We start from the raw sequence: 22,101 nt of genomic DNA, 5'->3' as shown, positions 1-22,101 counted from the left end.
CCCCCGCCACACAACATGGACCTGAACATCACCTGGATCCTGCTCCTCCTGCCGCTTGCCGTTGCCGCCATCAACTGGCTCCTGCTCGCCAAAAAGGGGAACATCGCAGCCCTCACGGCCACACTCTCGGCCCTCATCACCTTCGCGCTCTCCATCCTCCTGCTGCAGGAAGATGCGGCTGCCCGTGCTGCGGAAACGCTCTCTTTCACCTGGATACCGATCTCCAAAACGGCCTCCATCGACATCGGCTGCATGCTGGACGACCTCGCCATCCGCATGATGGTCCTCGTCACCGGCATCGGCCTCCTCGTCCACATCTTCTCGTGGGGCTACATGAAGGATGATTCCGCCAAGGGCCGCTACTTCGCCGCCCTCAGCATCTTCATGTTCTCGATGACCGGCATCGTCCTCTCCACGAACCTGGCGATGACCTTCATCTACTGGGAACTCGTCGGCTTCTCCTCCTACCTGCTCATCGGCCACTGGTACAAGAAAAACGCCGCCGCCGATGCAGCCAAAAAAGCCTTCATCACCAACCGCGTCGGCGACTACGGATTCCTCATCGGCATCCTCATCGCATGGGGCATGATGGGCACACTCTCCTTCGACAACATGGCCGTCCCCGCAGGCGTACCCGCCTTCGCCCTCGCCGCCATGATCCTCTGCCTCTTCTGCGGCGCGGTCGGCAAATCCGCCCAGTTCCCGCTGCACGTCTGGCTTCCGGATGCCATGGAAGGCCCGACCCCCGTCTCGGCCCTCATCCATGCTGCTACCATGGTCGCCGCCGGTGTCTACATGCTCGTCCGCGTACAGACCTCCATCGGAGTCGAAGCCTTTGCCGGACTTCCCTCGGAAGTCATCACCGCCGTCGGCGCCATCACTGCCGTCATCGCGGCGCTCATGGCCACCCAGCAGAACGACATCAAGCGCATCCTCGCCTACTCCACCCTCTCCCAGCTCGGCTACATGGTCATGGCCGTCGGCGTATGCTCCGGCGAAGCCGCCATGTTCCACCTCTTCACGCATGCCTGGTTCAAGGCCCTGCTCTTCCTCGGAGCCGGCGCCATCATCCTCGCCTGCCACCACGAACAGGACATCTGGAAAATGGGCGGCCTCGGCGGCAAAATGAAAATCACCGCCCTCTGCTTCATCCTCGGCACCGCCGCCCTCATCGCCATCCCCGGCACCTCCGGATTCTTCTCGAAGGAAGCCACCCTCGATGCCGCCCTTGAGCACAATCCCTTCTACTTCTGGGTAGGTGCAGGCGTCGCATGCCTCACCACCTTCTACATGCTCCGCCTCGTCCTCGTCGTCTTCAAGGGCCGCGCCCGCAGCGAACAGGCAGGGCATGCCCACGAAGTCGCACCGTGCATGACACTTCCGCTCATCCTGCTTGCCGTCATGGCCGTCATCTCGGGTTACAGCGTCGTCGCCGACCGGCTCGTACCCTTCAACGGCTTCCACGCGCACGCCTTCGAACCCGGCTTCGCCTTCTACGTCTCCCTCGGCGCACTCGCCCTCGGCATCATCCTTGCCGTCGCCGTTTACGGACGCAGCCGCGACACCGACCCGCTCGCGAACAACGCCATCTCCCGCGCGCTGGCCAACCGCCTGTACATCGACAAATTCTACGACAAAGTCCTCATCCGCGGCATTCAGGGAACCCTCGCCACCATCATCGACTTCTTCGACCAATTCATCATCGGTGGCCTCATCGTCCAGGGAGCAGCCCGCATCGTCGCGGGCATCGGCAACCTCGTCCGCCGCATGCAGGCGGGCTACCTGCGAGGCTATGCCTTCATCTTCGGACTCGGCATTCTCTTCATCGTCTATCTCATGGTCTTCTCCCGCATCTAACCTCACAAACGAACTCACACCATGCTTATCTGGCTTATACTCATCCCCATGTTGGCCGCAGCCCTGATCGGGCTGGCAAAAGCTCCCGCACGTCCGACGGCGATCCTCAGCGCCGTCCTGACCCTGGGCCTCGGCATCTGGGCCGTTTCCGGATTCGATGCTGCCGATACTTCCTTCTGGACGCAAATCGGCGGAGTATCCCTTCAACTGACGCTGGCGCCCGCACTTGCCAAAATCATGTTGATCCTCACCTTACTCGTCACCTTCGCCACCGTACTCGGCACGAAGGCTCCCGAAGGCTCCAAGGCCTCGTGGTACAACTCCGCCCTGCTCATCTCGGCTGGAGCCACAGGCGCATTCCTCTCGGACAACATCATCGCCTTCTTCTCCTTCCATGAACTGGCGCTGATCCCGACCTTCGTCATGATCGGCTTCTTCGGCCGCGGAGACCGCCGCACCATCGCATGGAAAGCCACCCTGTACCTCGGAGCCGCCTCCATGGTCCTGCTCGTCGGCCTCATCCTGCTCGGCTCCCAGCTCGGCTACACCTTCTCCGGCATCGCCGCCTCGGTAGCCGCAGGAGCCCCGCTCGAATACGGCCATGCCATCGCAGGACTGCTCCTCGTCGGCTTCGGCACGCTCGTCTCCCTCTTCCCGTTCCACTCATGGGCAGCCCCGGCCTACGCCTCGGCTCCGACACCCGTCGCCATGATGCATGCTGGCGTACTGAAGAAATTCGGCCTCTACGGCCTCTTCATGTTCGCCTCCGTCCTCGGCAACAAGATCGACATCTTCGCCGGATGGAACAACCTGCTCCTCATCTGCCTCCTCGGCAACATCATCTGGGTCGGCTACGTCACCGTCAACCAGAAACGGCTGGACTACCTCCTCGGCAACTCCTCCGTGATGCACATGGGCTACATCTTCCTTGCCTTCGCCGCACTCGTCGCCGCCAACGGCCACAACGAATGGGCCGTCAAGGGAGCCGCCCTCCTGATGCTGGCGCACGGCATCTCCATCGCCCTGCTCTTCCTCTTCTGCGGACAGATCGAAAGCCAGACCCGCACGCTGGAAATCGGCGCGCTCGGCGGCCTCGGCGGCAAACTCCCCGTCATGGCCTTCCTCTTCGGCCTTGCGGGCATGGCCTCCATCGGCCTCCCCGGCCTCGCCAACTTCCCCGGCGAACTCTGCATCTTCTTCTCCGGCTTCGCCGACTGGTCCGCCTCGGACATCACGAAGTGCTGCCTCGGACTCGGCCCCGTGCAAATCGCGACGATCGTTGCCCTGTGGGGCCTCGTCATCAGCGCCATCTACATGCTCCGCGCCTACCGCAACATCTTCCAGGGCGACCTCTCCCGCGCCTCCGACCGTGCGGCAGGGCTCACAGCCTCCGATCGCGCCGCAGCCATCTTCCTTGCGGCCATGCTTGTCCTCTTCGGCATGTATCCTGCATCCATCCTCGGCTTTTTCGCGTAATCCATCATCCATCCCACATCCAAATCTGCTATGATTGACTCACTATTCGATGGCTACAGTCTGGAGCTCTTTACTCCCGAACTCTTCCTCGTCGGCCTTGCGCTCGTGCTGCTGATGGCCGACACCTTCCTCAAGAAGCTTCCCAAACGCTTCCTCGGCCTCGCCGGAGCCGTTTGCACCCTGTTGACGGCCTTCGCCCTGCAGGATGAAATCTACGCCCTGCTCGCCGTCGTCGCGACCGGGCTGACGCTGCTCCTCTCATTCGACTACGCCAAAATCACGAATGCCTCTTCCAACGAAAGCGGCACGCAGGACGGCACGGGCGAATTCTACATCCTGCCCATTCTGGCCTGCGCCGGCATCAGCGCCATGACCAAGGCGACGGACCTCGTCATGCTCTTCGTCGGACTGGAAGTCCTCACGCTCTCCTCCTACATCCTCGTCGGCTACTACCGCCGCAACTACGGATCCGTCGAAGCGGGCGTCAAATACCTCGTCCTCGGAGCCGTCAGCACCGGCATCCTCGTCTTCGGCGCGGCATGGTACTTCGGCATGACGGGTACCTTCACACTCAGCCCCACCGTTGTAGCTGCCACCTTCCTCGTCAACGACGGCATCGCGGCAGGACTCATGATGGCGATCACCTTCCTGCTGCTCGGAGCGGCCTTCAAGATCGGTGCAGTGCCGATGCACGTATGGGTGCCCGACGTCTATCAGGGCGCACCCACCCCGACCACGGCATTCCTCTCCGTCGCCTCCAAGATAGCCGGTTTTGCCCTGCTCACCATCCTGCTCACGCCTTTCCTCAGCTACATCGGCGCCACCTTCGGCTATGCCCACCGCATCTACACCGTCCTTGCGGTCATTGCAGCCCTCACCCTTGTAATCGGCAATCTGGGCGCCATCGCCCAGACGAACATGAAGCGCCTCCTCGGATACTCCTCCATCGCACAGGCAGGCTTCATCCTCCCGCTCTACCTCCAATGCGGCCATGCCGACTTCGATGCACCGTACGTGCCGTTCTACCTTGCCGTGTACATGATCGCGACCATGGGCGCATTCTTCGCCCTCGCTCAGGTACGCATCCAGCGCGGCAGCGAAGAAATCTCCGCCTTCCGCGCACTCGGCAAAACCAACCCGCGCCTGGCCTTCGCCATCACGGTACTCTTCGCCTCTCTGGCGGGCGTTCCGCTCACGGGCGGCTTCTTTGCCAAGCTCTCCTCGTTCATCACCGTCGCGGAAGCCTCCGGCTTCAGCCATGCCTGCCTGATGTGCTGGCTCTTCCCGATCATGATCGTATGCGCAGCGGCCGGTTTCTACTACTACTTCAAGGTCATCCGCATGATGTACTGGGAAACCCCGCTTGAAGAAGACAAGCCCCTCAGCATCCCCCCCGTCACAGGCATCGTTCTTGCAGCGAGCGTGGCCTTCCTGATCGTGTGCGGCGTTCTGCCCCTCTTCACAGGCCCCATGTTCTAAAGAACATCCTCTGCCATCAACTCTTCATCCCGCATGTTCCGGCATGCGGGATGTTTCATTTTCCGCACACACCGTTCACTCCCCCTCTCGCGTACTCGACTGATACGCCCGCAACCGATCACAAATCACCCATCCATATCGAATAGAAATTGTCCGGTCTCAACCTTTCAGAGAACCGCATGGGACAACCACGGAACCATGCACCCGGGAATCCCGAAATGGCCGTCCCTCTGCGGGCAATCCCCTCTATTGCACCGGAGCCATCAAGCGAGCGAAACTCGATGCCAGCTTGTACAGCAGGCTGTGCCGCTCCCAGTCGGAAGCCTGCATCAGGCGGGCATTCCCGAAATCCTTTTCCAGCATGGCGGCAATGGCAGCCGCCTGCGTCCGGTCGCACATCAGCGCCGTCAACTCGAAATTCAGGCTCAACGAACGGTTGTCGAGATTCGCAGTCCCCACACAGCAAACATCGTCATCCACCAGAGCCACCTTCTCATGAAGGAAACCCTTCGTATAGGCGTAGATCTCCACGCCGCTCGGAAGAAGATCGGGAATGAACGTCGAGGAAGACATCTGCACCATCTTGTGGTCACAGTCATGCGGCACGAGAATACGCACCTGCACGCCGCGCAGAGCCGCCAATTGCAACTCGTACAGCACCGTCTCGTTCGGCACGAAATACGGTGTCGTCAGCCAAAGCCTCCGCTGCGCCGTCTGCGCCAGGGAAATGACCGCCATATTCCAGGCATTGACGGTATCGACGGGCCCCGAAGGCAGAATCATCATCCGAACGTCATCTTTTTTCGGCGCGGGAAGCGTCCAGTCGAACGAGGGCACATCGCCATAGGTCGCCCAATGCCAGTCCTCGAGGAAACAAAGCTGCGCTTCCAGCACGGCGGGACCTTCCAGCTTCAGGAACGTATCGCGCCAGTAGCCCATCCTCCCAAGGCCCACATACTCCACCCCTACATTCAACCCGCCTACGAATGCCTCGCGCCCATCCACAATGACCAGCTTTCTGTGATTCCTGAAATTGGCTCGCACGATATTCGTCAGGAAAAACCTCTTGCCGTTGAAAGACTCGATGCGCACCCCCGCCTTCCGCAGTTTGCGGATATAACCCACGGGCAGCTTGTGCGATCCGATCTCATCGTACAGCATGTACACCTGCACTCCGGCCTTCACGCGCTCGATCACGGCTTTCTGCAGAATCGCGCCTGCCTTATCGTTCTTGATAATGTAAAACTCAAGCAGAATATACGATTTCGCCCGCTTCAGAGCTTCGGCCATGGCGCTGTACGTCTCGTCGCCGTCCACGAGCAGGGAAGCGGAATTCCCCCGGCAGATCGGAAGATTCGCCACATCGGGCAGCACATTCAGCCGCCCCAGCCTCTCGCCTTCCATCTTCACGGCCATGGTGGACAGTTTCTGCTGCACATCCCTCGTGATGTTGGACAACCGCGTATTGCGCTCCGCATACCTCTTGCGGGCATCCACGTACCCCTTGAAACGGCGGGAACCGAGAGCCAAATACAAAGGAATACTCACATAGGGAACAGCCACCAGCGCGAACATCCAGGCAAGCGAACCCTGCGGCGTACGGGACGCCCGCATCGCATGCAAAGCCAGCAATAGACCGGCCATATGCATCGAGGCCATGCAAATGGCGATAACCGTACTGTCGCTGCCTCCCATATTCATCGAAAAATCCGTATGCAGCGATTATAACGGCACAATCGGTTTCATCAAAGCATAAAAACACGTAGCTCCCCTCATCCGGCCGGATACGATCCGCACCCAGAGCATACTTCCATCAGCCGAACAGTACTGTCAACCGCATCTTGAACCGTTCGACCGCCTGCACGGCATGAGGGACATGGGCAGGCAGCACGATGCTTTCCCCCGCATGCACAACATGGGGTTTGCCCTGAATAAACACTGTCGCCTTCCCTTCCAGAACATCTACCATCGCATCGCCCGTCGACGTATGCTCGGACAACTCTTCGCCCGCATCGAAAGCGAATAACGAAACGTTGACATGTGGAGTCCGCGCCAGCGTCATGCTCACGACCTGGTTCGCCTGATAGCCGACCAGATCACCGTATCTGACGACGACACCCTTTTCAATATGTTGGAGTACACTCATGATAAAAACATTCCTGCTGATGATAAGACGTTCCGGAGCGGCTCCCTGTGGCAACCATGACGCGAATACACCCTTCTCCGGTGATAAACTCCCCTGCATGCATCGTATACAGGAACAGACCATGAACGCGTTCATCCTGCCCGCCGCCGCTCTCTGCTTTTCCGCTGTTCTCCCGGCGACCGACAATGCCAAAATCTTGTCCACTCCGTTTTCGGCAGGGGACAATGGTTATCACAGCTATCGCATACCCGCTCTCGCCATCGCCCGCAATGGCGACATGCTCGCCTTCGCAGAAGGACGTATCGACACGTGGAAAGACAAATCCCGCACCCACATCATCCTCCGCAGAAGCAATGACGGCGGAAAAACATGGCTGCCGGCTCAAATCATCGCCCAACACGGCACCGATGCCTATATGGATCCCTGCCCCGTCGTCGATGCCAAAAACGGCAACATCTACCTCTTCACCGTCCGGTGGCCGCAATACGCCCCCACCGCCGAAAAAAACAGGCTCATTCTGCTTTCTTCCCGCGACCACGGCCGCACATGGCAGGAAAAGGACATGACAGCCGCCCTCCTGCCGGAAGACCGCCGACTGGGAGGATTCGGCCCCGGCTCTGGTATCCGGATCGCGCAAGGAGCACACAAAGGACGCCTCCTCGTCCCATCCCGCCAGCAATTGCCCGACGGCAAAACGAAAGATTTCATGATTTACAGCGATGACGGAGGAAAAAACTGGAAAATAGGAAAACCCGCTCCGGCCGGAGGTGAAGGACAGATCGCCGAAGGCCCGTCCGGAGAAATCTACTTGAACCTCCGCGCGTCCGGCAAACGGCGTTCGACCGTCAGCAGCGACGGCGGCACCACCTGGAGTCCCCTTCGCGACGAACCCCAGCTTGCCGCTCCGGACAAAGGCTGCCACGCCTCCGTTCTCGGCCGCAACGGCACGCTCCTGTTCTGCGGCCCAGCCGGAACGGAACCGACAGGAAACACCGATAACCGCGGCAAACTCATGCTCTACGCCTCAGGCGATTCGGGGAAAACATGGTCATCCCCCGTCGTTCTGGCATCCGGCGCCGCAGGATACAGCTGCATGGCTCCCCTGCCGGACGGGAGAATCGCCGTCCTGTTTGAAACGGCAGATGGCGCCAGCTTCATGAGAAGCCCCAAACGCCCCGCCGGCTGGATGCGCCTCGACCTTCTCGTCACGAAACCGCCACGTGCGGATTCAACGAAACCCGCCTCAGGAGCATCCCAACGGAAGAAATGAAACCTTCCGCCCATATTCACATCAAACGCATCTACGATCCGCCTGCCCCTGAGGATGGTTGCCGCGTACTCGTCGACCGCCTCTGGCCTCGCGGCATAGCCAAAGCCAACGCCCCATGGGACGAATGGGACAAACAAACGGCCCCTTCAACAGAACTGCGCCAGTGGTTCAACCACGACCCGGCCAAATGGGAAGAATTCCGAAAACGGTACATTGAAGAACTCGCCCAATCTCCCGAAGCCGTCCGGCACCTGCAGTCACTGGCTGCACAAGGCCCGCTGACACTGCTCTATGCCGCCCGCGATACGGAACACAATGAAGCGGCCGTCCTGAAGGACTATCTGCTTGCCCACGCGGATTCTCCTTGCAATCAACAGGAAAAACAGGCACCGTAGAGGGCAACATGTTCTCCTTCCTCCGCATCGGCCTCCTCGCCCTTATCTTCTCGGCATCTGTGATAGCCGGGGAAGAAACAACGCATCGCATCCTCGTCTCAGGCTGCGGGCTCGGGCAAATCGCCATTATCGGCCCCAATCAGGAAACGGAATGGAGCATCCCCTTTCAGGATGAAGTATCCGATGCCGTCCTCCTGCCGAACGGCAACATCCTTCACTCCGTCAAAAAAGAAGGCATCCGCGAAATCAAACCGGACTACGCCGCCGGCAAGGGAGCCGAAACGGTCTGGCAATGGTCGCCGCCCCTGAAAGACGGCAAACGCGGCGAAACGCACAGTTGCCAGCCCCTGCCCGGCAACCGCATTCTTACGGGGGAATCCTTCGATAACCTATCCGTGATCCGTGAAATCGACCGGGCAACGGGCGACATCCTCAAAACCGTCGAATTGCGCGACCTCGGCAACGCTCACGGCACCTTTCGCCAGATCCGCAAAACGCCGCAGGGCACCTACCTCATCACCCAGCAGAAAAATGGCGGCAAGGCCATGGAATTCGATGAAAACGGAAAACTCGTCCGCGCATTCCCCGATGGCCGATACACCGCCGTGCGCCTCCCGAACGGCAACACCCTCACCGCCTGCGGCGACATGCACCGCCTCCTCGAACTCTCGCCGGACGGCAACATCGTCTGGGAAGTAGGGCAAACCGACATCCCGGGCGTCACGCTCGGATTCGTCGCCGGCATCCAGCGGCTGCCCAACGGCAACACCATCCTGTGCAACTGGGGCGGCCACGGCCACACATCCGGCCCTGCCGTACTGGAAATCACTCCCGATAAAAAACTCGTCTGGAGCCTCACGCCACGCATTCAGAACCGCGTCTCCAGCATCCAGATACTCGATCCCGAGGTGATGAAACAACAACCTCTGCGCTGACAGGCTCGCACCTCAGCCTCACCTCTTCCTCAATGCCGGAGAATGCCGCATGGCATCAAGGGAAGCATCCAGAAAAGGTTCCAGAGCAAGCATGAACTCTTCGGGAGTCATCTCCTTGCACATCAGCAACGAACACTGCCCGCACACCATCGTATTCAGAAACGCGAAGGCAAGCCCCACATCCAGATCCCGAGGCAACTCCCCACTGCTGACGGCTTCGTTCAGCAACAGCATGTGATCATCCTCGCACTCCTTCTCGAACTGCTCCTTCAACCGCAGCATCTCATCGTTCTCGGGCGTCCTCTCGCACCTCGTATACAAAATCTCAAGCACCCTCCGCTGCGTATCCGACTCGCAATACTGCTTCATGTGGAACAAATGCTGCCTGCGCAGCCTCTCCAGAGGCGATACATTCACGGCCTTCCCCTCCTTCCAGTAATCATCGGCCTCAAAAGCCCTCTGGCACATGGCGAGGCCAAGCTCCATCTTGTTTTTGTAATGCCCGTAAACGGCGCCGCGCGACACCCCTGCCTGCTCGGCAATATCCGCCATCGACGCGTGGGTAACGCCTTTCTTCAAAAAAACGACTTCTGCGGCATCCAAAATGGCATCCCGTGTTTTCTGCGATTCTTCCGGAGTCTTCCTTGCCATGACGGCATGATACTATCATGACACAATGAATTAATCAATCACGATTGATTAATTATTTCAATTTGATATTCTTCCCTCATTCGCCGCACTGCACAACGATCGGCACTCTTGCACATACCTACCGTTCTTCCCTCGTCATGAAAAGCTTTCTTCCCTCCATCGCACTTCTGTCCGCCCTGCTGGCCACATCGTGCAACGACAAACCTGCCGCTCAGGACGCAGGCGCATTCGCCACACCCGAAGTCGAAGTGCTGGAAGCCAGCCCAGGAAAAGCCGTCACAAGCGTCCGCATCCCGGGACGCATGGAACCCTACTTGCAGGCCGAAGTCCGCGCCCGCGTCACGGGCATCGTCCTCGACCGCTGCTATCAGGAAGGACAACTCGTCAAAGAAGGCGACATCCTCTTCAAAATAGACAGCGCCCCCCTGCAAGCCGCCGTCGATGCCTGCAAGGCCGATGTCTCCCGCAGCGAAGCCGTCCTCAAGGATGCCCGCGACAAACTGGCGAAATACAGCGTCCTCGTCGAAGGAGGAGGCGTCAGCAAGCGCGAATACAACCTCGCACTGGCGGGCAAAGAACAGGCGGAAGCCGAATACGCCGCAGCCGAAGCCAAGCTCGAACAGGCCATGCAGGAACTCGGCTACGCCACCGTCACCTCCCCCATCGGCGGCCGCGTGCGCCGCGCCCTCGTCACCAAAGGCGCCCTGTGCAACAAAAACGAACTCACCCACCTCACCACCGTCGAACAGATCGACCCCATCTACGTGCGCTTCTCCGCCCCCTCGGCGGAACTGAGCAAATCGCGCCGCTCCATCACCTCCGGCGAAGCCGAAGGGATCCCCTTCGACAAAATCTGCGTCAAACTCATCCTGCCTGACGGTCGGGAATACCCCCATGAAGGCAAACTCTTCTTCTCCGACATGGCTGTCGACCCCCTCACCGACACCGTCGAAATGCGAGCCGAATTCCCCAACAAGGACCTAGAACTCCTGCCCGGCGCCTACGTCCGCATCGCTTTTGACACCGCCGTCCAGCGCAACATCTACCGCATCCCCCGCGATGCCGTCATGCGCACCGCCCAGTCCGCCATGGTCTACATTGTCGGCCCCGGCAACAAACTCGAAGCAAGACCCGTCGAAACCGAGCGGCTCGATGGCAAAAACTGGATCGTCACCAAAGGTCTGAAGCCCGGCGATAAAATCGTCGTCAGCAAAACCAGCTACCTGATGCCCGGCATACCCGTCAGCATCGCCGCCCCGGCCGCTCCCGAAGCCGGCCAAAACACAGCCGGACACTGAAACCACCTGCCACCCCTCATCTCATGGCCCAATTCTTCATCAACAGGCCCATCTTCGCATGGGTCGTCTCCTTCCTCATCATGCTGGCGGGCATCCTCTCGCTGCGCATGCTGCCCATTGCCCAGTACCCGGACATCGCACCGCCCGTCATCAACTTGACGACCACCTACCCGGGCGCATCGGCCAAAGACATCGAGGAAGCCGTCACCGCCGTCATCGAACGCGAAATGAACGGCGCTCCCGGCCTCCTCTACATGTCCGCCACCAGCAACTCGAACGGCACCACGGAAATGGCCCTCACCTTCAAGCAGGGCACCAACCCCGACCTTGCCGCCGTCGAAGTGCAGAACCGCCTCAAAATCGTCGACCCCCGCCTCCCGGAAACGGTACGCAAAGAAGGCGTCCTCATCGAAAAAGCCGCCAACAACATCCAGCTGATGGTCGCCCTCTCCTCGGACGGCACATTCGATGAAACCACGCTCGGCGAATGGGCCACCGCCCGCATCATGCCCGAACTCAAACGCGTCAAGGGCGTCGGCAAAGTCCAGGCCTTCGGTTCCGAACGCGCCATGCGCATCTGGCCGAACCCCGCCAAAATGGAAGCCCTGCGCATCACCGCCTCGGACATCGTCCAGGCCGTCGCCAGCCAAAGCTCCCGCATCATCATCGGCGACATCGGCGGTGCCGCCGTCACCCCGGACGCCTCCATCAACGCCAGCATTATTGCTGAAGATCCCCTCTGCACCGTCGAAGAATTCGAAAACATCTCCCTCCGCACCCTGCAGGACGGCGCCACCGTCCGCATCAAAGACATCGCCAGCGTCGAACTCGGAGCCAGCAACTACAGCATGTTCTCCCGCATGAACGGGAAACCCTCCACCGGCCTCGGCATCAAAATGGCGCCCGGCTCCAACGCCGTGGAAACCACCGCCCTCATCCGGGAAAAAATGGACGAACTCTCCAAAGACTTCCCGCCGGGCATGTTCTACCGCATCCCCTACGAAACATCGAAATTCGTCGAAATCTCCATCGAAAAAGTCGTCACCACCCTGCTCGAAGCCATCGTCCTCGTCTTCATCGTGATGTACCTCTTCCTGCAGAACTTCCGGGCCACCCTCATCCCCACCCTCGTCGTCCCCGTCGCCCTGCTCGGCACCTTCGCCGTCATGTGGGGCATGGGCTACTCCATCAACATGCTCACCATGTTCGGCATGGTCCTCAGCATCGGCATCCTCGTGGACGACGCCATCGTCGTCGTCGAAAATGCCGAACGCATCATGTCCGAAGAAGGATTGCCGCCCAAAGAAGCCGCGCGCAAAGCCATGAACCAGATCAGCGGAGCCATCATCGGCATCACCGCCGTCCTCGTCTCCGTCTTCATCCCGATGGCCTTCTTCGGCGGAGCCGTGGGCAACATCTACCGGCAATTCTCCCTCACCCTCGTCATCTCCATCGCCTTCTCCGCCTTCCTCGCCCTCTCCCTCACCCCGGCACTCTGCGCCACACTTCTGAAACCGGTCGAAGCCGGGCATCACCACGAGAAAAAAGGCTTCTTCGGATGGTTCAACCGCTCGGTCGCCCGCTCCACCACCCGTTACGGCCGCATTGTCTCCGGCATCCTGCGCCGCCCCGTCCGCTCCTTCCTCCTCTATGCCCTCTGCATCGGCGGAGCTGCCTACCTCTACACCAACCAGCCCTCCTCCTTCCTCCCGGAAGAAGACCAGGGCAACGTCATCGTCTGCATCTCCATGCCTCCGGGCACCCTGCAGGACGAAACCCGCGCCAAAACGCGCGAACTCGAACAATACATCCGCGACAACGAACCCATCGACTACGTCTACACTGTCGGTGGCTTCAGCTACTTTGGCTCCGGCCCCAACACCGCCATCTTCTTCATCGGGCTCAAAGACTGGAAAGACCGCCCCGAATCCTCGCAGGCTGCTGCTTCCATCGTCGCACGCATCAACGCCATCTATGCAGCCGACAAAAAAATGGAAGTCAGGGCCTTCAACATGCCAGCCCTCCCCGAACTGGACAACTCGGCAGGCTTCGACTTCCGCCTCCTCAACCGGGGCGACCTAGACGACGATACCTTCCTTCAGGCTCGCAACACCCTCCTCGGCAAGGCCAACCAACACCCGGACCTCGCGGGAGTCTACTTCGCCGGGCAAGCCGACGTACCGCAAATCCGCGTCTCCATCGACCGTGAAAAAGCCTTCGCCATGCAGGTTCCCATGGAAGAAATAGGCAACTCACTCGCTGTCATGTTCGGATCCAGCTACGTAGGCGACTTCATGCTCGGCAACCAGGTACGCCGCATCATCATCCAGTCCGACGGGCAAAACCGCATCGAAAACACCGACATCGGCCGCCTCTACGTCCGCAGCTCCACAGGAAACCTCCTCCCCCTCTCCTCCTTCGTCACCGCAGAATGGACATCTGGGCCGCCCCAGCTCGCCCGCTACAACGGTTACCCCTCCTACTCCATCAACGGCGCCGCGCCTCCCGGCAAAAGCAGCGGTGAAGCCATGGCTGCCATGGAACAGCTCGCAGCACAACTTCCCCAAGGCGTCGGCTTCGAATGGACAGGACAATCCTACGAAGAAAAACAATCCGGTTCGCAGGCCATGATCCTCTTCGGGCTCTCCATCCTCGTCGTCTTCCTCGTCCTCTCCGCCTTGTACGAAAGCTGGTCCATCCCCTTCTCCGTCATCCTCGTCGTACCCCTCGGCCTGCTGGGCGCCCTCCTCGCCATCTTCCTCAGGGACATGCCGAACGACATCTACTTCAAAGTCGGCCTCATCACCACCATCGGCCTCTCCGCCAAAAACGCCATTCTCATCGTCGAAGTCGCCAAAGACCTCTATCGGGACGGCATGCCCCTCCTCGAAGCCACCTTGCAGGCCTCCCGCCTACGCCTTCGCCCCATCCTCATGACCTCCCTCGCCTTCGGTGTAGGCGTCCTGCCGCTCGCCTTCGCACGCGGAGCCGGAGCCGGAGCGCAAATGGCCGTCGGCACGGGCGTACTGGGCGGCATCATCACCGCCACCGTCCTCGCCGTCTTCCTCGTCCCGCTGTTCTTCTACATCATCATGAAAATCAGCGGGAAAAAGCCGGGAACGGCATCCTGACATCTAGCTCCCACCCTCGAAGGCGGCACAACCTGCCGCCTTCTTTCATTCCAACACAGGAACAGCGGCTGATCCTCTTCTTCTCATGTGCATGCCGCACGCACATGAGAAGAAAATTGGCATGAACAGTCTCTTCCGCATCACAGAGAACTAGAAGTAAGAATGAAAGCTCTCCTGAATCTCTCTTCCGATTGATTTTGGAGTTGCTTTCCGGAAAACAAATAACCCCTTGAGATATCAAGGGGTTATTGAATAAAATTTGGTGGAGCATAGCGGGTTCGAACCGCTGACCTCTTCAATGCCATTGAAGCGCTCTACCAACTGAGCTAATGCCCCGTAACGGGTACGGGCGGATTCTACATGCATTGCCTCGTCTTGACAAGAAAAAAAAAGATAAAATGTGATTTTTTCTTTTCTAATCGCCCTTTCAACATGCTGGCGAGGTAATCGCAGCCACATCGTCAAACAAAAAGCGGCACATGGAATCCATGCGCCGCCGGAAAGGCAAAAGAGACTGATCAAACCATTTCCGCTTCCTCGTGGGAAAGGATGTGCACAATCACCTTGACTCCATACTTTTCACCGACAGCCTTCGCCAGCGAGCGAATGGCCGAAGCCGTCATACCGTTACGGCCGATCACGCGTGCGATATCGGCTTTGTCCAGAATGAGGCGGAAGCGCACCATGGAGCTTTCCGGCACCTCGGCAATACGGAGTTCGGCCAACTCGGGGTTGCGCACGAACTGGGAGGAAATAAGCTGGAGATAGCGGCGGACGTTCTCGACTACTGTTTTCATATGGATATTTATACGTTCAACACAGACTATAGAGATTCACCCGCCCCATGTCAAGCGGCAAGCTCAGTCCTTCAACTGATCCCACTTGATAATCTGCGGCAGCAGATCCTGAATCAAGGCCACCAGCTGCCTGTCCGTTTCCTCCTCCGATGTGCCGACCAGATCGCCGTAATAGGAACCCAGCTGGATGTAGGCCCAGCTCTGCACGCGCCCTTCCAGCACACGGTCCCGCATATCGATCCATGTCCGCTCCAGATGGTCTTCCGTCACCGTGTGGTTACCGATGAAAACATAATAATGGATATAGTACAGCTTACCCTCCTGATGCCTCGTCATCGAAGCAAGGCGAGTCAGAACGATCTCGCGCCCATTATTCAGCTTGACCGTCTTTTTGGATGAATGAAGATTCTCATGTCCCTGCGCTGGAAGACAGCGTTCGGGACGGTGGATGGAATTGTTCATATCGCTGCCGGAAAAGACGATGGACACGCTGCACGGCAATTCGCGCAGCGTCCTGGTCAACACCGCACCGGAATCCTTAATATAATCGGCCTTATTGAACACGGTATCCACGGCGAGAGCTTCGCGCTCCTTGTCGGATTCCTGCCGCTTGGAGCCGATCCATCCGTCAAGCTCCGTCCCCAGCGGCAACTGCTCGGCAATGGCCGCCTTCGCCAATTCCCCATGCGAAGGCAACAGATAGATGGCCGACAATACAAGCCCCAGCACGACGGGCAGCAGAACGGGCTTCAAAAAAGAGTATTTATTCATGATTCGGAGAATGGTCGGCAGATTGATCGGGAGAGGCCTGCCGGATACGCATCACGCGGCTGCGGCGGCGTTTCAGAAGGGGGAACTCTCCGGCAAGCACTCCGTGAAGCAGAGTCAGCAGCACAAGAGTCATCGGGAAGAAAAACAGCAGCCCCGACCAGTCATGCCACGTTTTCGAGGCAAACGCCGGGTTCACATATTCGGCCAGCACGAAAATGCTCGTCACGCGGAAGGCATTGCCCACGATCGCCAAAGGCACCGCGCTGCAGGCCAGCACGATCTTCTTCCACATCGCCAGCGGTGCCAGATAGGCCCATGCCGTCGAAATCATGATCAACGCCATCAGCGAACGAATGCCGCTGCAACCGCCCGCAATACTGTACGTATCCCAGTTGCCCGAAGCGGACGAGATATTGGTACCCTCGACGATGGTCTGCACACCGAACAATCCGGCTCCCCAGTGAGCCGCCTGCGTGGCAAGCAACTGCAGCCCGACCGTCGCCTGCTGGAACCCCGGCAGGGGAATCATCATCCACAGGAAGAAAAACGGAAAGGCGCACAAGCGGGCAATCTTCCCCCCATAAAGGAACCAGACGCCGCCCGTCAGAATAAACGGCAGCGCGCCTATCGCAATGCGCCCTTGCAGCGTACGGAAGGAAACCACGTACAGCAACGCACCGAACGCCAGCATGGCCAGCCCGCGCATATCCTGCTTTCCGGGCACATCGCGAATACTCTTCCACGCATGGACAAGCATCACTGCGGAAAGAATAGGCACCATCCATGCATGTTCATAATCCGTCTCGCCATTCCAACTCGAAATCAGCCAGGCAAATGCGCTCCAGTGCTCCCGGCCAAAGCCCGGCTGAAAGCAGTAAAACCACGCCAGCAGCGCCAAGGCTATCGCCGCACTTGCGTAGCTCACATAATTTCTGTCCCTTATGGGAGAATCCGTATTCGTATTTTCCATATCTTCAAAAAAATATACCCAGCTTCTGCGCTTTAGTGTTGATATTCTCGCCCGATTTGTCAAGAATAGTCGCGCACTCGTAGCGTCTTACTATGAAAATTATCAGTGGTACAGCTCACAAAGCACTTGCAGAAAAAATCGCCGCCAATGTCGGCATCCCCCTCACCAATGTCACGGTCAACACCTTCCCGGACGGCGAAAGCTTCGTCAAAATCAACGAAAACATCCGCGACCGCGACGTCTTCCTGATTCAGCCCACCTGCCCGCCGACCAACCACAACCTCATGGAACTCTGCGTCATGGTTGACGCCGCTCGCCGTGCCAGCGCCCGCCGCATCACCGCCGTCATGCCCTTCTTCGGCTACGCCCGCCAAGACCGCAAGGACCAGCCCCGCGTACCCATTACCGCCAAACTCGTCGCCAACCTCCTGACGGCATCCGGCGTCGACCGAGTCCTCACAATGGATCTCCATGCCGCCCAGATCCAAGGCTTCTTCGACATCCCCGTTGACCATCTCTACGCCACGCCCGTCCTCATCAAGCACCTGCGCGACAACTACGTCAACGATCTGAACAACCTCGTCGTCGTCTCTCCCGACATCGGCGGCGTCAAGATGGCTCGCGCCTACTCCGATGCCCTCGGCACCAAAATGGCCATCGTGGCCAAGCACCGCGTCAGTGCGACGGAAGTGGAAGCATCCGCCGTCATCGGCGAAGTCGAAGGCAAGGACGTACTCCTCGTGGACGACATGACCGAAACGGCCGGCACCCTCTGCGCTGCCGCCAAGATCCTGAAAGAACACGGAGCCAACCGCATCTTTGCCGGAGTCTCCCACGGTGTCCTGAGCGATCTGGCACGTGAACGCCTCAGCAACTCCGTCATCGAACGCGTACTGACCAGCGATTCCGTACCTTTGGCCCACGGTCCGAAGGTGGACACCGTCAGCATCGCCGCCTTGATGGGTCAGGCCATCAAATGCATTCATGCTGGGGAATCCGTCTCCTCCCTGTTCGAAATCAAATAACCGCGCTCGAACAGCTCGCAATTTAAGGCTGTCCCCCCGGCGGACAGCCTTTTTGTTGTCACGGTTCATATCGACCAACAGCAGCCGCCCCGGCAGTAAAAACGCACCCTGCCATCAAACAGCCAGCCTGCTCCATTCAGCCGCCCCCTTCCATGCACATACAAACCACACGCTGCATCATTCGTCCTTTCCACGAAAAAGATCTTGATGCCTTCACCGCCTGCCGGAACGACATGGACTGGATGCAGTATCAAGGTTTCAAAGGACGAACACGGCAGGAATACGCCGATGCCGTCCTCGGAGAGAGCGCCCTGCGCCACGGAGCCCAGTTCGCCATTGCGTGCCGCCACACGAATGACTTGATCGGAGACATCTATCTTCGGCAGGAAGAAACTTCCTATTGGATCGGCTACACGATCCACCGCACCCACGCGCGGCAGGGTTATGCCTACGAGGCTGTTTCCGCCGTCATTGCCGCCTTGAGGGCGCAGGGTGCCGCCTGCCTCCATGCGGACACCGATACCGGCAATACAGCTTCCATCGCCCTGCTGAAAAAACTCGGATTCCGCGATGCAGGCATCCGATACGAAGAGCGCTCCTTCACCCTTTCCCTGCAGGCGCCTCCTGCCCTGTAATCATACACGGACATCGGGCTGGCACCATCCATCCGATTCCGCTTGCCGAACACATTCCGCCCCATCTTGATTCCGCTTCGCAGCTGCATATAAAAATACGCGCATGGAAAAACCATGCGCGTATCTGTGAAGAGGAGGGATAGTGGTTCCTGCAAGCCTTAGCGCTTCGAGAACTGGAAGCGCTTGCGGGCACCCGGACGACCGGCCTTCTTGCGTTCCTTCATGCGGGAATCGCGAGTAAGCAGACTCTGTTCGCGAAGCTGGGAACGGTAGGCTTCATCAACCATCACCAAAGCGCGGGCAATAGCCATGCGGATAGCTCCGACCTGACCATGGATGCCGCCGCCTTGGGAAACGATGGTCACGTTGTACTTGTTCATCGTGTTGGTCACCAGGAACGGTTGCAGCACGGTGTTTTGAAGCTGGATCGTCGGAAGGTATTCTTCGAAACCGCGGCGATTGATCGTGATGCGGCCCGTCTTGCCTTCTTCAGCGGGGGTCAGCCATGCGTGAGCAATGGCGGTCTTGCGGCGACCCGTAGCATTGTATGGAGTGGATTGACTCATGATGACTCAGAGATTAGGCGATGTTGTGAACGATGGGTTGCTGTGCGGCATGCGGATGCTCGGAACCGGCATACACCTTGAGGTGCGTAGCCTGGGAACGGCCGAGACGCGTATGGGGCACCATGCCGAGGATGGCATGTTCGAGAAGAAGTTGCGGGCGGCGGGCGCGGATCTTGGCAGGCGTTTCAACTTTCTGACCGCCGACATATCCCGAGTAACGGGTATAGATCTTGCTCGTTTCCTTGTTGCCGGAAAGCACGACTTTGTCGGCATTGATCACGACGACGTAATCGCCGCAATCCACATGGGGTGTAAAGATCGGCTTATTCTTTCCGCGAAGCAGGTTTGCTGCTTCCACTGCGACCTGACCGAGCACCTTGTCGGCGGCGTCGATCACATACCACTTGCGCTCAATTTCTTGAGCTTTAGCAGAGAAGGTTTTCATAATTAATAATTGCGTTTCCGGTTAAGGCTACAAGCTATCGAACCTCTATTTCGGGGGGACTGTTCTACCCTCAAAGGTGGTCTTTGTCAATCGCATTTTAAGAAATATGCGTCTTTTTTTCAGAAAACGGGCCGAATTCAGGAAAAAGCGCTTGCCTTCATCATGCACGGGAAGTAAACTTGCACGGGCGCTTTGTCGCGAGTGCGGTTGAATGCGTGCCTGATAACGATACACAACATAATGAGTCCACAACCCTCACCTTCCAACAATCGAGGTTCCAATTCCGCCAATCGTCCTGCATCTGCCGGAGCCAACCGCAGTGCGGCCCCTGCAGGCAACCGTAGTGCTGCCACACCCTCCGCCGCAGCCCCTGCCGGTAACCGCAGCGCAGCTCCCGGCGGCAACAGAGGACCTGCTCCCGGCGGTAACCGAGGCGGAGGACCCGGCCGGAAGAATAATGGCGGCAAGAATCGCTCCAGAGGATTCGTCAACAACCGCAACGCCAAAAAGAACACCGAGGAAGCAAGCGCAGAAGACCAGATCGAACTCGAAGGCGTGGTTTCCGCAGTGCTGGCAGGAACCATGTTCAAAGTCAAACTGCCGAACGGGCACGAACTTCTCGCCCACATCTCGGGTAAAATGCGCAAGCGCTTCATCCGGCTCGTCGTCGGCGACAAGGTCAAGCTTGAAATGTCCCCCTACGACACGACGAAGGCCCGCATCACCTTCCGCATCGGTTGAACGGCATTTGCCATTCCTTCCCCTCTTTCCGGATTGCTCCCTGCAGGGAGCAATCCTTTTTTCTTGAGGCCACAGCGGAACATTCAGGAAAAACTGGGCATATCCCGCAGTACGGGAACGGGACGATCTGCCGGTTTGGACGGCTTCACAGGCGCTTTGGGCTGAGCCGGGCGTGACGGCATGGCCGGAGCATCCAGCTTCTTCAGGCTGAAATTCACGGAATCTTCGCGAATGAACTTCGCCTTCGGGTCACCTTCCGTCCACAGAATCGCACCCATCGTACTGACCTCCGGAGTCAGGGCTCGTGAAGCGCACTGGTAGCCGGATTTTTCCACGAAAATATCGACGGCCTTGCTCTGGTCGATCGTCGTCGTCACCGGAGTTTTCCCGACCAGCCGTCCATTGACCTGCACATTGGCGCCGGAAGGATCGGAAAGAATTGTCAAAGATTTCTTGGACGAGCAGGAAACGCAAATCATCAAGAGGGGAAGAAGGAGGCCGTGTTTCAAATTCATGACTTCCGATTCTACACGATCACTCCGGCACCGTGCAAGGCCCAATTCGTACACGCATGTCCGAATATGCACTTGAGCATGCTTCCCCTAACCGCCTATAGTCGTACCCATGATGAAATCCATACCCGCTATCTGCCTGCTGCCGCTCATCTTCGCCTCGTGCGGCGACGCAGACAAAACATCCGGCAAAGAAGAACAAACGCTCCTCGCCAAAGGACAGGAAGAATTCAACAAAGCCAAAATCGAGGCCGAAAAAGTAAAACAAGGAGCCGAAGAAGCCATGGCTCCCATGATCGAATGGACGCGCAAGGCTGCAGAAAAAGGCCATAAGGACGCACAAATCGCACTCTCAGGCCTCTACTATTTCGGCAGGAACGAACTCCCCAGACAGGCTGAAAAGGCAAAAGAATGGTTTGAAAAAGCCGCCGCTCAGGGATGGATCGAGGCGCGATACTACCTCGGCCGCATGTACGCCGAGGGCGACGGAGTCAAACGCGACATGGACGAAGCCCTCCGCCAATGGTCCATCGCCGCTCAGGGAGGCATCGCCGAAGCACAGTACCAGCTCGGCCTCTTCTACATCCAAGGCAAGGAAACATTCGAACAGGGCATCTACTGGCTCAAACAGGCAGCCAACGGCACGGTAGCGGACGCTTCCCTTGCTCTCGGCAAAATCTATGCCAACGGCCTCGGCCCCATCCAGCCGCAAAAACAGGAAGCCACCAAATGGTACAGGCAGGCGGCGGAATACGGCAACAAACAAGGTCAATTCATCTACGGCCTCATGTGCATGGAAGGCGCAGGAACCGCCAAAGACGAAAAACAGGGCTTCAGCTACATCCAGCTCGCCGCCGGGCAGGATTACCTTCCGGCCGTGCATCAGCTCATCCGGTGCTACAAGGAAGGCATCGGCACCCCTGTGGATGAAGACAAGGCGCGCGCATGGGAACAACGGGCTCAGGAACTGGAGGCCAAGCAGCCGGAATAAGAGCCTTGCA

21 protein-coding genes and 1 tRNA gene are annotated in these 22,101 nt (G+C 58.7%); 12 read left to right on the top strand and 10 right to left on the bottom strand.

All coding sequences use genetic code 11. The annotated features are described in order from the left end of the window. Positions 1 to 15 precede the first annotated feature (15 nt). Genes nuoL through AC781_RS09265 form a run of 3 tightly spaced genes read left to right on the top strand, consistent with a single transcriptional unit; the run spans position 16 to position 4,812 of the window. A complete protein-coding gene (nuoL, locus tag AC781_RS09275; RefSeq protein ID WP_067777008.1) occupies positions 16 to 1,857 on the top strand; it encodes an NADH-quinone oxidoreductase subunit L in 1,842 nt (613 codons plus the stop codon). Positions 1,858 to 1,878: 21 nt separating this feature from the next. Next, complete coding sequence (locus tag AC781_RS09270; protein ID WP_067777005.1) at positions 1,879 to 3,333, top strand: complex I subunit 4 family protein; 1,455 nt, start codon at positions 1,879 to 1,881, stop codon at positions 3,331 to 3,333. A gap of 30 nt (positions 3,334 to 3,363) precedes the next feature. Next, positions 3,364 to 4,812: an NADH-quinone oxidoreductase subunit N gene (locus AC781_RS09265; protein ID WP_067777002.1), complete on the top strand. Its 1,449-nt coding sequence runs from the start codon at positions 3,364 to 3,366 to the stop codon at positions 4,810 to 4,812. Between the two features lie 246 nt (positions 4,813 to 5,058). Here AC781_RS09265 and cls read toward each other — a convergent pair whose 3' ends face one another. After that, positions 5,059 to 6,456 carry a cardiolipin synthase gene (gene cls, locus AC781_RS09260; protein WP_172801760.1) on the bottom strand — a complete coding sequence of 466 codons (1,398 nt, stop codon included), beginning with the start codon at positions 6,454 to 6,456 and terminating at the stop codon, positions 5,059 to 5,061. Between the two features lie 169 nt (positions 6,457 to 6,625). Then, positions 6,626 to 6,958 carry a cupin domain-containing protein gene (locus AC781_RS09255; protein ID WP_067777154.1) on the bottom strand — a complete coding sequence of 111 codons (333 nt, stop codon included), beginning with the start codon at positions 6,956 to 6,958 and terminating at the stop codon, positions 6,626 to 6,628. A 121-nt stretch (positions 6,959 to 7,079) separates the two neighbouring features. Here AC781_RS09255 and AC781_RS09250 point away from each other — a divergent pair, with 121 nt between their 5' ends. From AC781_RS09250 to AC781_RS09240, 3 genes are read left to right on the top strand one after another with little or no spacing between them, the layout of a single operon-like run. After that, the gene (locus tag AC781_RS09250) at positions 7,080 to 8,228 is read left to right on the top strand and encodes a sialidase family protein (RefSeq protein ID WP_172801761.1); all 1,149 of its coding nucleotides are present in this window, start codon (positions 7,080 to 7,082) and stop codon (positions 8,226 to 8,228) included. Next, complete coding sequence (locus tag AC781_RS09245; protein ID WP_067776996.1) at positions 8,225 to 8,623, top strand: DUF488 domain-containing protein; 399 nt, start codon at positions 8,225 to 8,227, stop codon at positions 8,621 to 8,623. The genes AC781_RS09250 and AC781_RS09245 overlap by 4 nt, the downstream gene beginning before the upstream one ends. A gap of 8 nt (positions 8,624 to 8,631) precedes the next feature. Continuing rightward, a complete protein-coding gene (locus AC781_RS09240) occupies positions 8,632 to 9,558 on the top strand; it encodes a beta-propeller domain-containing protein (RefSeq protein ID WP_067776993.1) in 927 nt (308 codons plus the stop codon). Positions 9,559 to 9,576: 18 nt separating this feature from the next. Here AC781_RS09240 and AC781_RS09235 read toward each other — a convergent pair whose 3' ends face one another. Continuing rightward, the gene (locus AC781_RS09235; protein ID WP_067776989.1) at positions 9,577 to 10,209 is read right to left on the bottom strand and encodes a TetR family transcriptional regulator; all 633 of its coding nucleotides are present in this window, start codon (positions 10,207 to 10,209) and stop codon (positions 9,577 to 9,579) included. A 137-nt stretch (positions 10,210 to 10,346) separates the two neighbouring features. Here AC781_RS09235 and AC781_RS09230 point away from each other — a divergent pair, with 137 nt between their 5' ends. Together AC781_RS09230 and AC781_RS09225 are read left to right on the top strand one after the other, a co-directional pair. Further along, positions 10,347 to 11,507 carry an efflux RND transporter periplasmic adaptor subunit gene (locus AC781_RS09230; RefSeq protein ID WP_067776986.1) on the top strand — a complete coding sequence of 387 codons (1,161 nt, stop codon included), beginning with the start codon at positions 10,347 to 10,349 and terminating at the stop codon, positions 11,505 to 11,507. A 23-nt stretch (positions 11,508 to 11,530) separates the two neighbouring features. Next, positions 11,531 to 14,638 carry an efflux RND transporter permease subunit gene (locus tag AC781_RS09225; protein ID WP_067776984.1) on the top strand — a complete coding sequence of 1,036 codons (3,108 nt, stop codon included), beginning with the start codon at positions 11,531 to 11,533 and terminating at the stop codon, positions 14,636 to 14,638. Between the two features lie 260 nt (positions 14,639 to 14,898). On the opposite strand, the gene AC781_RS09220 is transcribed toward AC781_RS09225, so the two are convergent. The 4 genes from AC781_RS09220 to AC781_RS09205 form a co-directional block, all read right to left on the bottom strand. Continuing rightward, positions 14,899 to 14,974 (bottom strand) — tRNA-Ala (locus AC781_RS09220). Between the two features lie 182 nt (positions 14,975 to 15,156). Continuing rightward, a complete protein-coding gene (locus tag AC781_RS09215) occupies positions 15,157 to 15,435 on the bottom strand; it encodes a KH domain-containing protein (RefSeq protein ID WP_067776981.1) in 279 nt (92 codons plus the stop codon). A 63-nt stretch (positions 15,436 to 15,498) separates the two neighbouring features. Further along, positions 15,499 to 16,206, bottom strand: a complete 708-nt coding sequence (locus tag AC781_RS09210) for an exosortase-associated EpsI family protein (RefSeq protein ID WP_067776978.1) — start codon at positions 16,204 to 16,206, stop codon at positions 15,499 to 15,501. After that, complete coding sequence (locus tag AC781_RS09205; protein WP_172801762.1) at positions 16,199 to 17,131, bottom strand: exosortase/archaeosortase family protein; 933 nt, start codon at positions 17,129 to 17,131, stop codon at positions 16,199 to 16,201. The genes AC781_RS09210 and AC781_RS09205 overlap by 8 nt, the downstream gene beginning before the upstream one ends. 137 nt (positions 17,132 to 17,268) lie before the next feature. Here AC781_RS09205 and AC781_RS09200 point away from each other — a divergent pair, with 137 nt between their 5' ends. Further along, the gene (locus tag AC781_RS09200) at positions 17,269 to 18,201 is read left to right on the top strand and encodes a ribose-phosphate diphosphokinase (protein WP_067776971.1); all 933 of its coding nucleotides are present in this window, start codon (positions 17,269 to 17,271) and stop codon (positions 18,199 to 18,201) included. A 152-nt stretch (positions 18,202 to 18,353) separates the two neighbouring features. Then, positions 18,354 to 18,836: a GNAT family N-acetyltransferase gene (locus AC781_RS09195; protein WP_067776968.1), complete on the top strand. Its 483-nt coding sequence runs from the start codon at positions 18,354 to 18,356 to the stop codon at positions 18,834 to 18,836. Positions 18,837 to 18,994: 158 nt separating this feature from the next. Here AC781_RS09195 and rpsI read toward each other — a convergent pair whose 3' ends face one another. Together rpsI and rplM are read right to left on the bottom strand one after the other, a co-directional pair. After that, positions 18,995 to 19,402, bottom strand: coding sequence for a 30S ribosomal protein S9 (gene rpsI / locus AC781_RS09190; protein ID WP_067776965.1), 408 nt, complete (start codon positions 19,400 to 19,402; stop codon positions 18,995 to 18,997). Between the two features lie 13 nt (positions 19,403 to 19,415). Beyond that, positions 19,416 to 19,847: a 50S ribosomal protein L13 gene (gene rplM, locus AC781_RS09185; RefSeq protein ID WP_067776962.1), complete on the bottom strand. Its 432-nt coding sequence runs from the start codon at positions 19,845 to 19,847 to the stop codon at positions 19,416 to 19,418. Positions 19,848 to 20,387: 540 nt separating this feature from the next. On the opposite strand from rplM, the gene infA reads away from it, so the two are divergent. Next, on the top strand, positions 20,388 to 20,588 hold the full coding sequence (gene infA, locus AC781_RS09180) for a translation initiation factor IF-1 (RefSeq protein ID WP_067777151.1): 201 nt from the start codon (positions 20,388 to 20,390) through the stop codon (positions 20,586 to 20,588). A gap of 83 nt (positions 20,589 to 20,671) precedes the next feature. Here the strand turns inward: infA and AC781_RS09175 are convergent, their stop codons facing one another. Then, positions 20,672 to 21,103 (bottom strand): PEGA domain-containing protein, encoded by a 432-nt coding sequence (locus tag AC781_RS09175; protein ID WP_067776957.1) that lies wholly within the window; start codon positions 21,101 to 21,103, stop codon positions 20,672 to 20,674. Positions 21,104 to 21,212: 109 nt separating this feature from the next. Here AC781_RS09175 and AC781_RS09170 point away from each other — a divergent pair, with 109 nt between their 5' ends. Then, positions 21,213 to 22,091: a tetratricopeptide repeat protein gene (locus tag AC781_RS09170; RefSeq protein WP_067776953.1), complete on the top strand. Its 879-nt coding sequence runs from the start codon at positions 21,213 to 21,215 to the stop codon at positions 22,089 to 22,091. Positions 22,092 to 22,101: the final 10 nt, after the last annotated feature.

Origin of the sequence: Neoakkermansia glycaniphila, from assembly GCF_001683795.1 — a bacterium.
GTDB classification, from domain to species: domain Bacteria; phylum Verrucomicrobiota; class Verrucomicrobiia; order Verrucomicrobiales; family Akkermansiaceae; genus Akkermansia; species Akkermansia glycaniphila.
The sequence above is the reverse complement of the archived record's forward strand: the minus strand, read 5'-3'. Positions and strand labels throughout refer to the sequence as shown.

Bases quoted from the DNA above. Each gene is read 5' to 3' on its own strand.
- nuoL (WP_067777008.1), top strand. From the start codon at position 16: ATGGACCTGAACATCACCTGGATCCTGCTCCTCCTGCCGCTTGCCGTT.
- AC781_RS09270 (WP_067777005.1), top strand. From the start codon at position 1,879: ATGCTTATCTGGCTTATACTCATCCCCATGTTGGCCGCAGCCCTGATC.
- AC781_RS09265 (WP_067777002.1), top strand. From the start codon at position 3,364: ATGATTGACTCACTATTCGATGGCTACAGTCTGGAGCTCTTTACTCCC.
- cls (WP_172801760.1), bottom strand. From the start codon at position 6,456: ATGGCCGGTCTATTGCTGGCTTTGCATGCGATGCGGGCGTCCCGTACG.
- AC781_RS09255 (WP_067777154.1), bottom strand. From the start codon at position 6,958: ATGAGTGTACTCCAACATATTGAAAAGGGTGTCGTCGTCAGATACGGT.
- AC781_RS09250 (WP_172801761.1), top strand. From the start codon at position 7,080: ATGAACGCGTTCATCCTGCCCGCCGCCGCTCTCTGCTTTTCCGCTGTT.
- AC781_RS09245 (WP_067776996.1), top strand. From the start codon at position 8,225: ATGAAACCTTCCGCCCATATTCACATCAAACGCATCTACGATCCGCCT.
- AC781_RS09240 (WP_067776993.1), top strand. From the start codon at position 8,632: ATGTTCTCCTTCCTCCGCATCGGCCTCCTCGCCCTTATCTTCTCGGCA.
- AC781_RS09235 (WP_067776989.1), bottom strand. From the start codon at position 10,209: ATGGCAAGGAAGACTCCGGAAGAATCGCAGAAAACACGGGATGCCATT.
- AC781_RS09230 (WP_067776986.1), top strand. From the start codon at position 10,347: ATGAAAAGCTTTCTTCCCTCCATCGCACTTCTGTCCGCCCTGCTGGCC.
- AC781_RS09225 (WP_067776984.1), top strand. From the start codon at position 11,531: ATGGCCCAATTCTTCATCAACAGGCCCATCTTCGCATGGGTCGTCTCC.
- AC781_RS09215 (WP_067776981.1), bottom strand. From the start codon at position 15,435: ATGAAAACAGTAGTCGAGAACGTCCGCCGCTATCTCCAGCTTATTTCC.
- AC781_RS09210 (WP_067776978.1), bottom strand. From the start codon at position 16,206: ATGAATAAATACTCTTTTTTGAAGCCCGTTCTGCTGCCCGTCGTGCTG.
- AC781_RS09200 (WP_067776971.1), top strand. From the start codon at position 17,269: ATGAAAATTATCAGTGGTACAGCTCACAAAGCACTTGCAGAAAAAATC.
- AC781_RS09195 (WP_067776968.1), top strand. From the start codon at position 18,354: ATGCACATACAAACCACACGCTGCATCATTCGTCCTTTCCACGAAAAA.
- rpsI (WP_067776965.1), bottom strand. From the start codon at position 19,402: ATGAGTCAATCCACTCCATACAATGCTACGGGTCGCCGCAAGACCGCC.
- rplM (WP_067776962.1), bottom strand. From the start codon at position 19,847: ATGAAAACCTTCTCTGCTAAAGCTCAAGAAATTGAGCGCAAGTGGTAT.
- AC781_RS09175 (WP_067776957.1), bottom strand. From the start codon at position 21,103: ATGAATTTGAAACACGGCCTCCTTCTTCCCCTCTTGATGATTTGCGTT.
- AC781_RS09170 (WP_067776953.1), top strand. From the start codon at position 21,213: ATGATGAAATCCATACCCGCTATCTGCCTGCTGCCGCTCATCTTCGCC.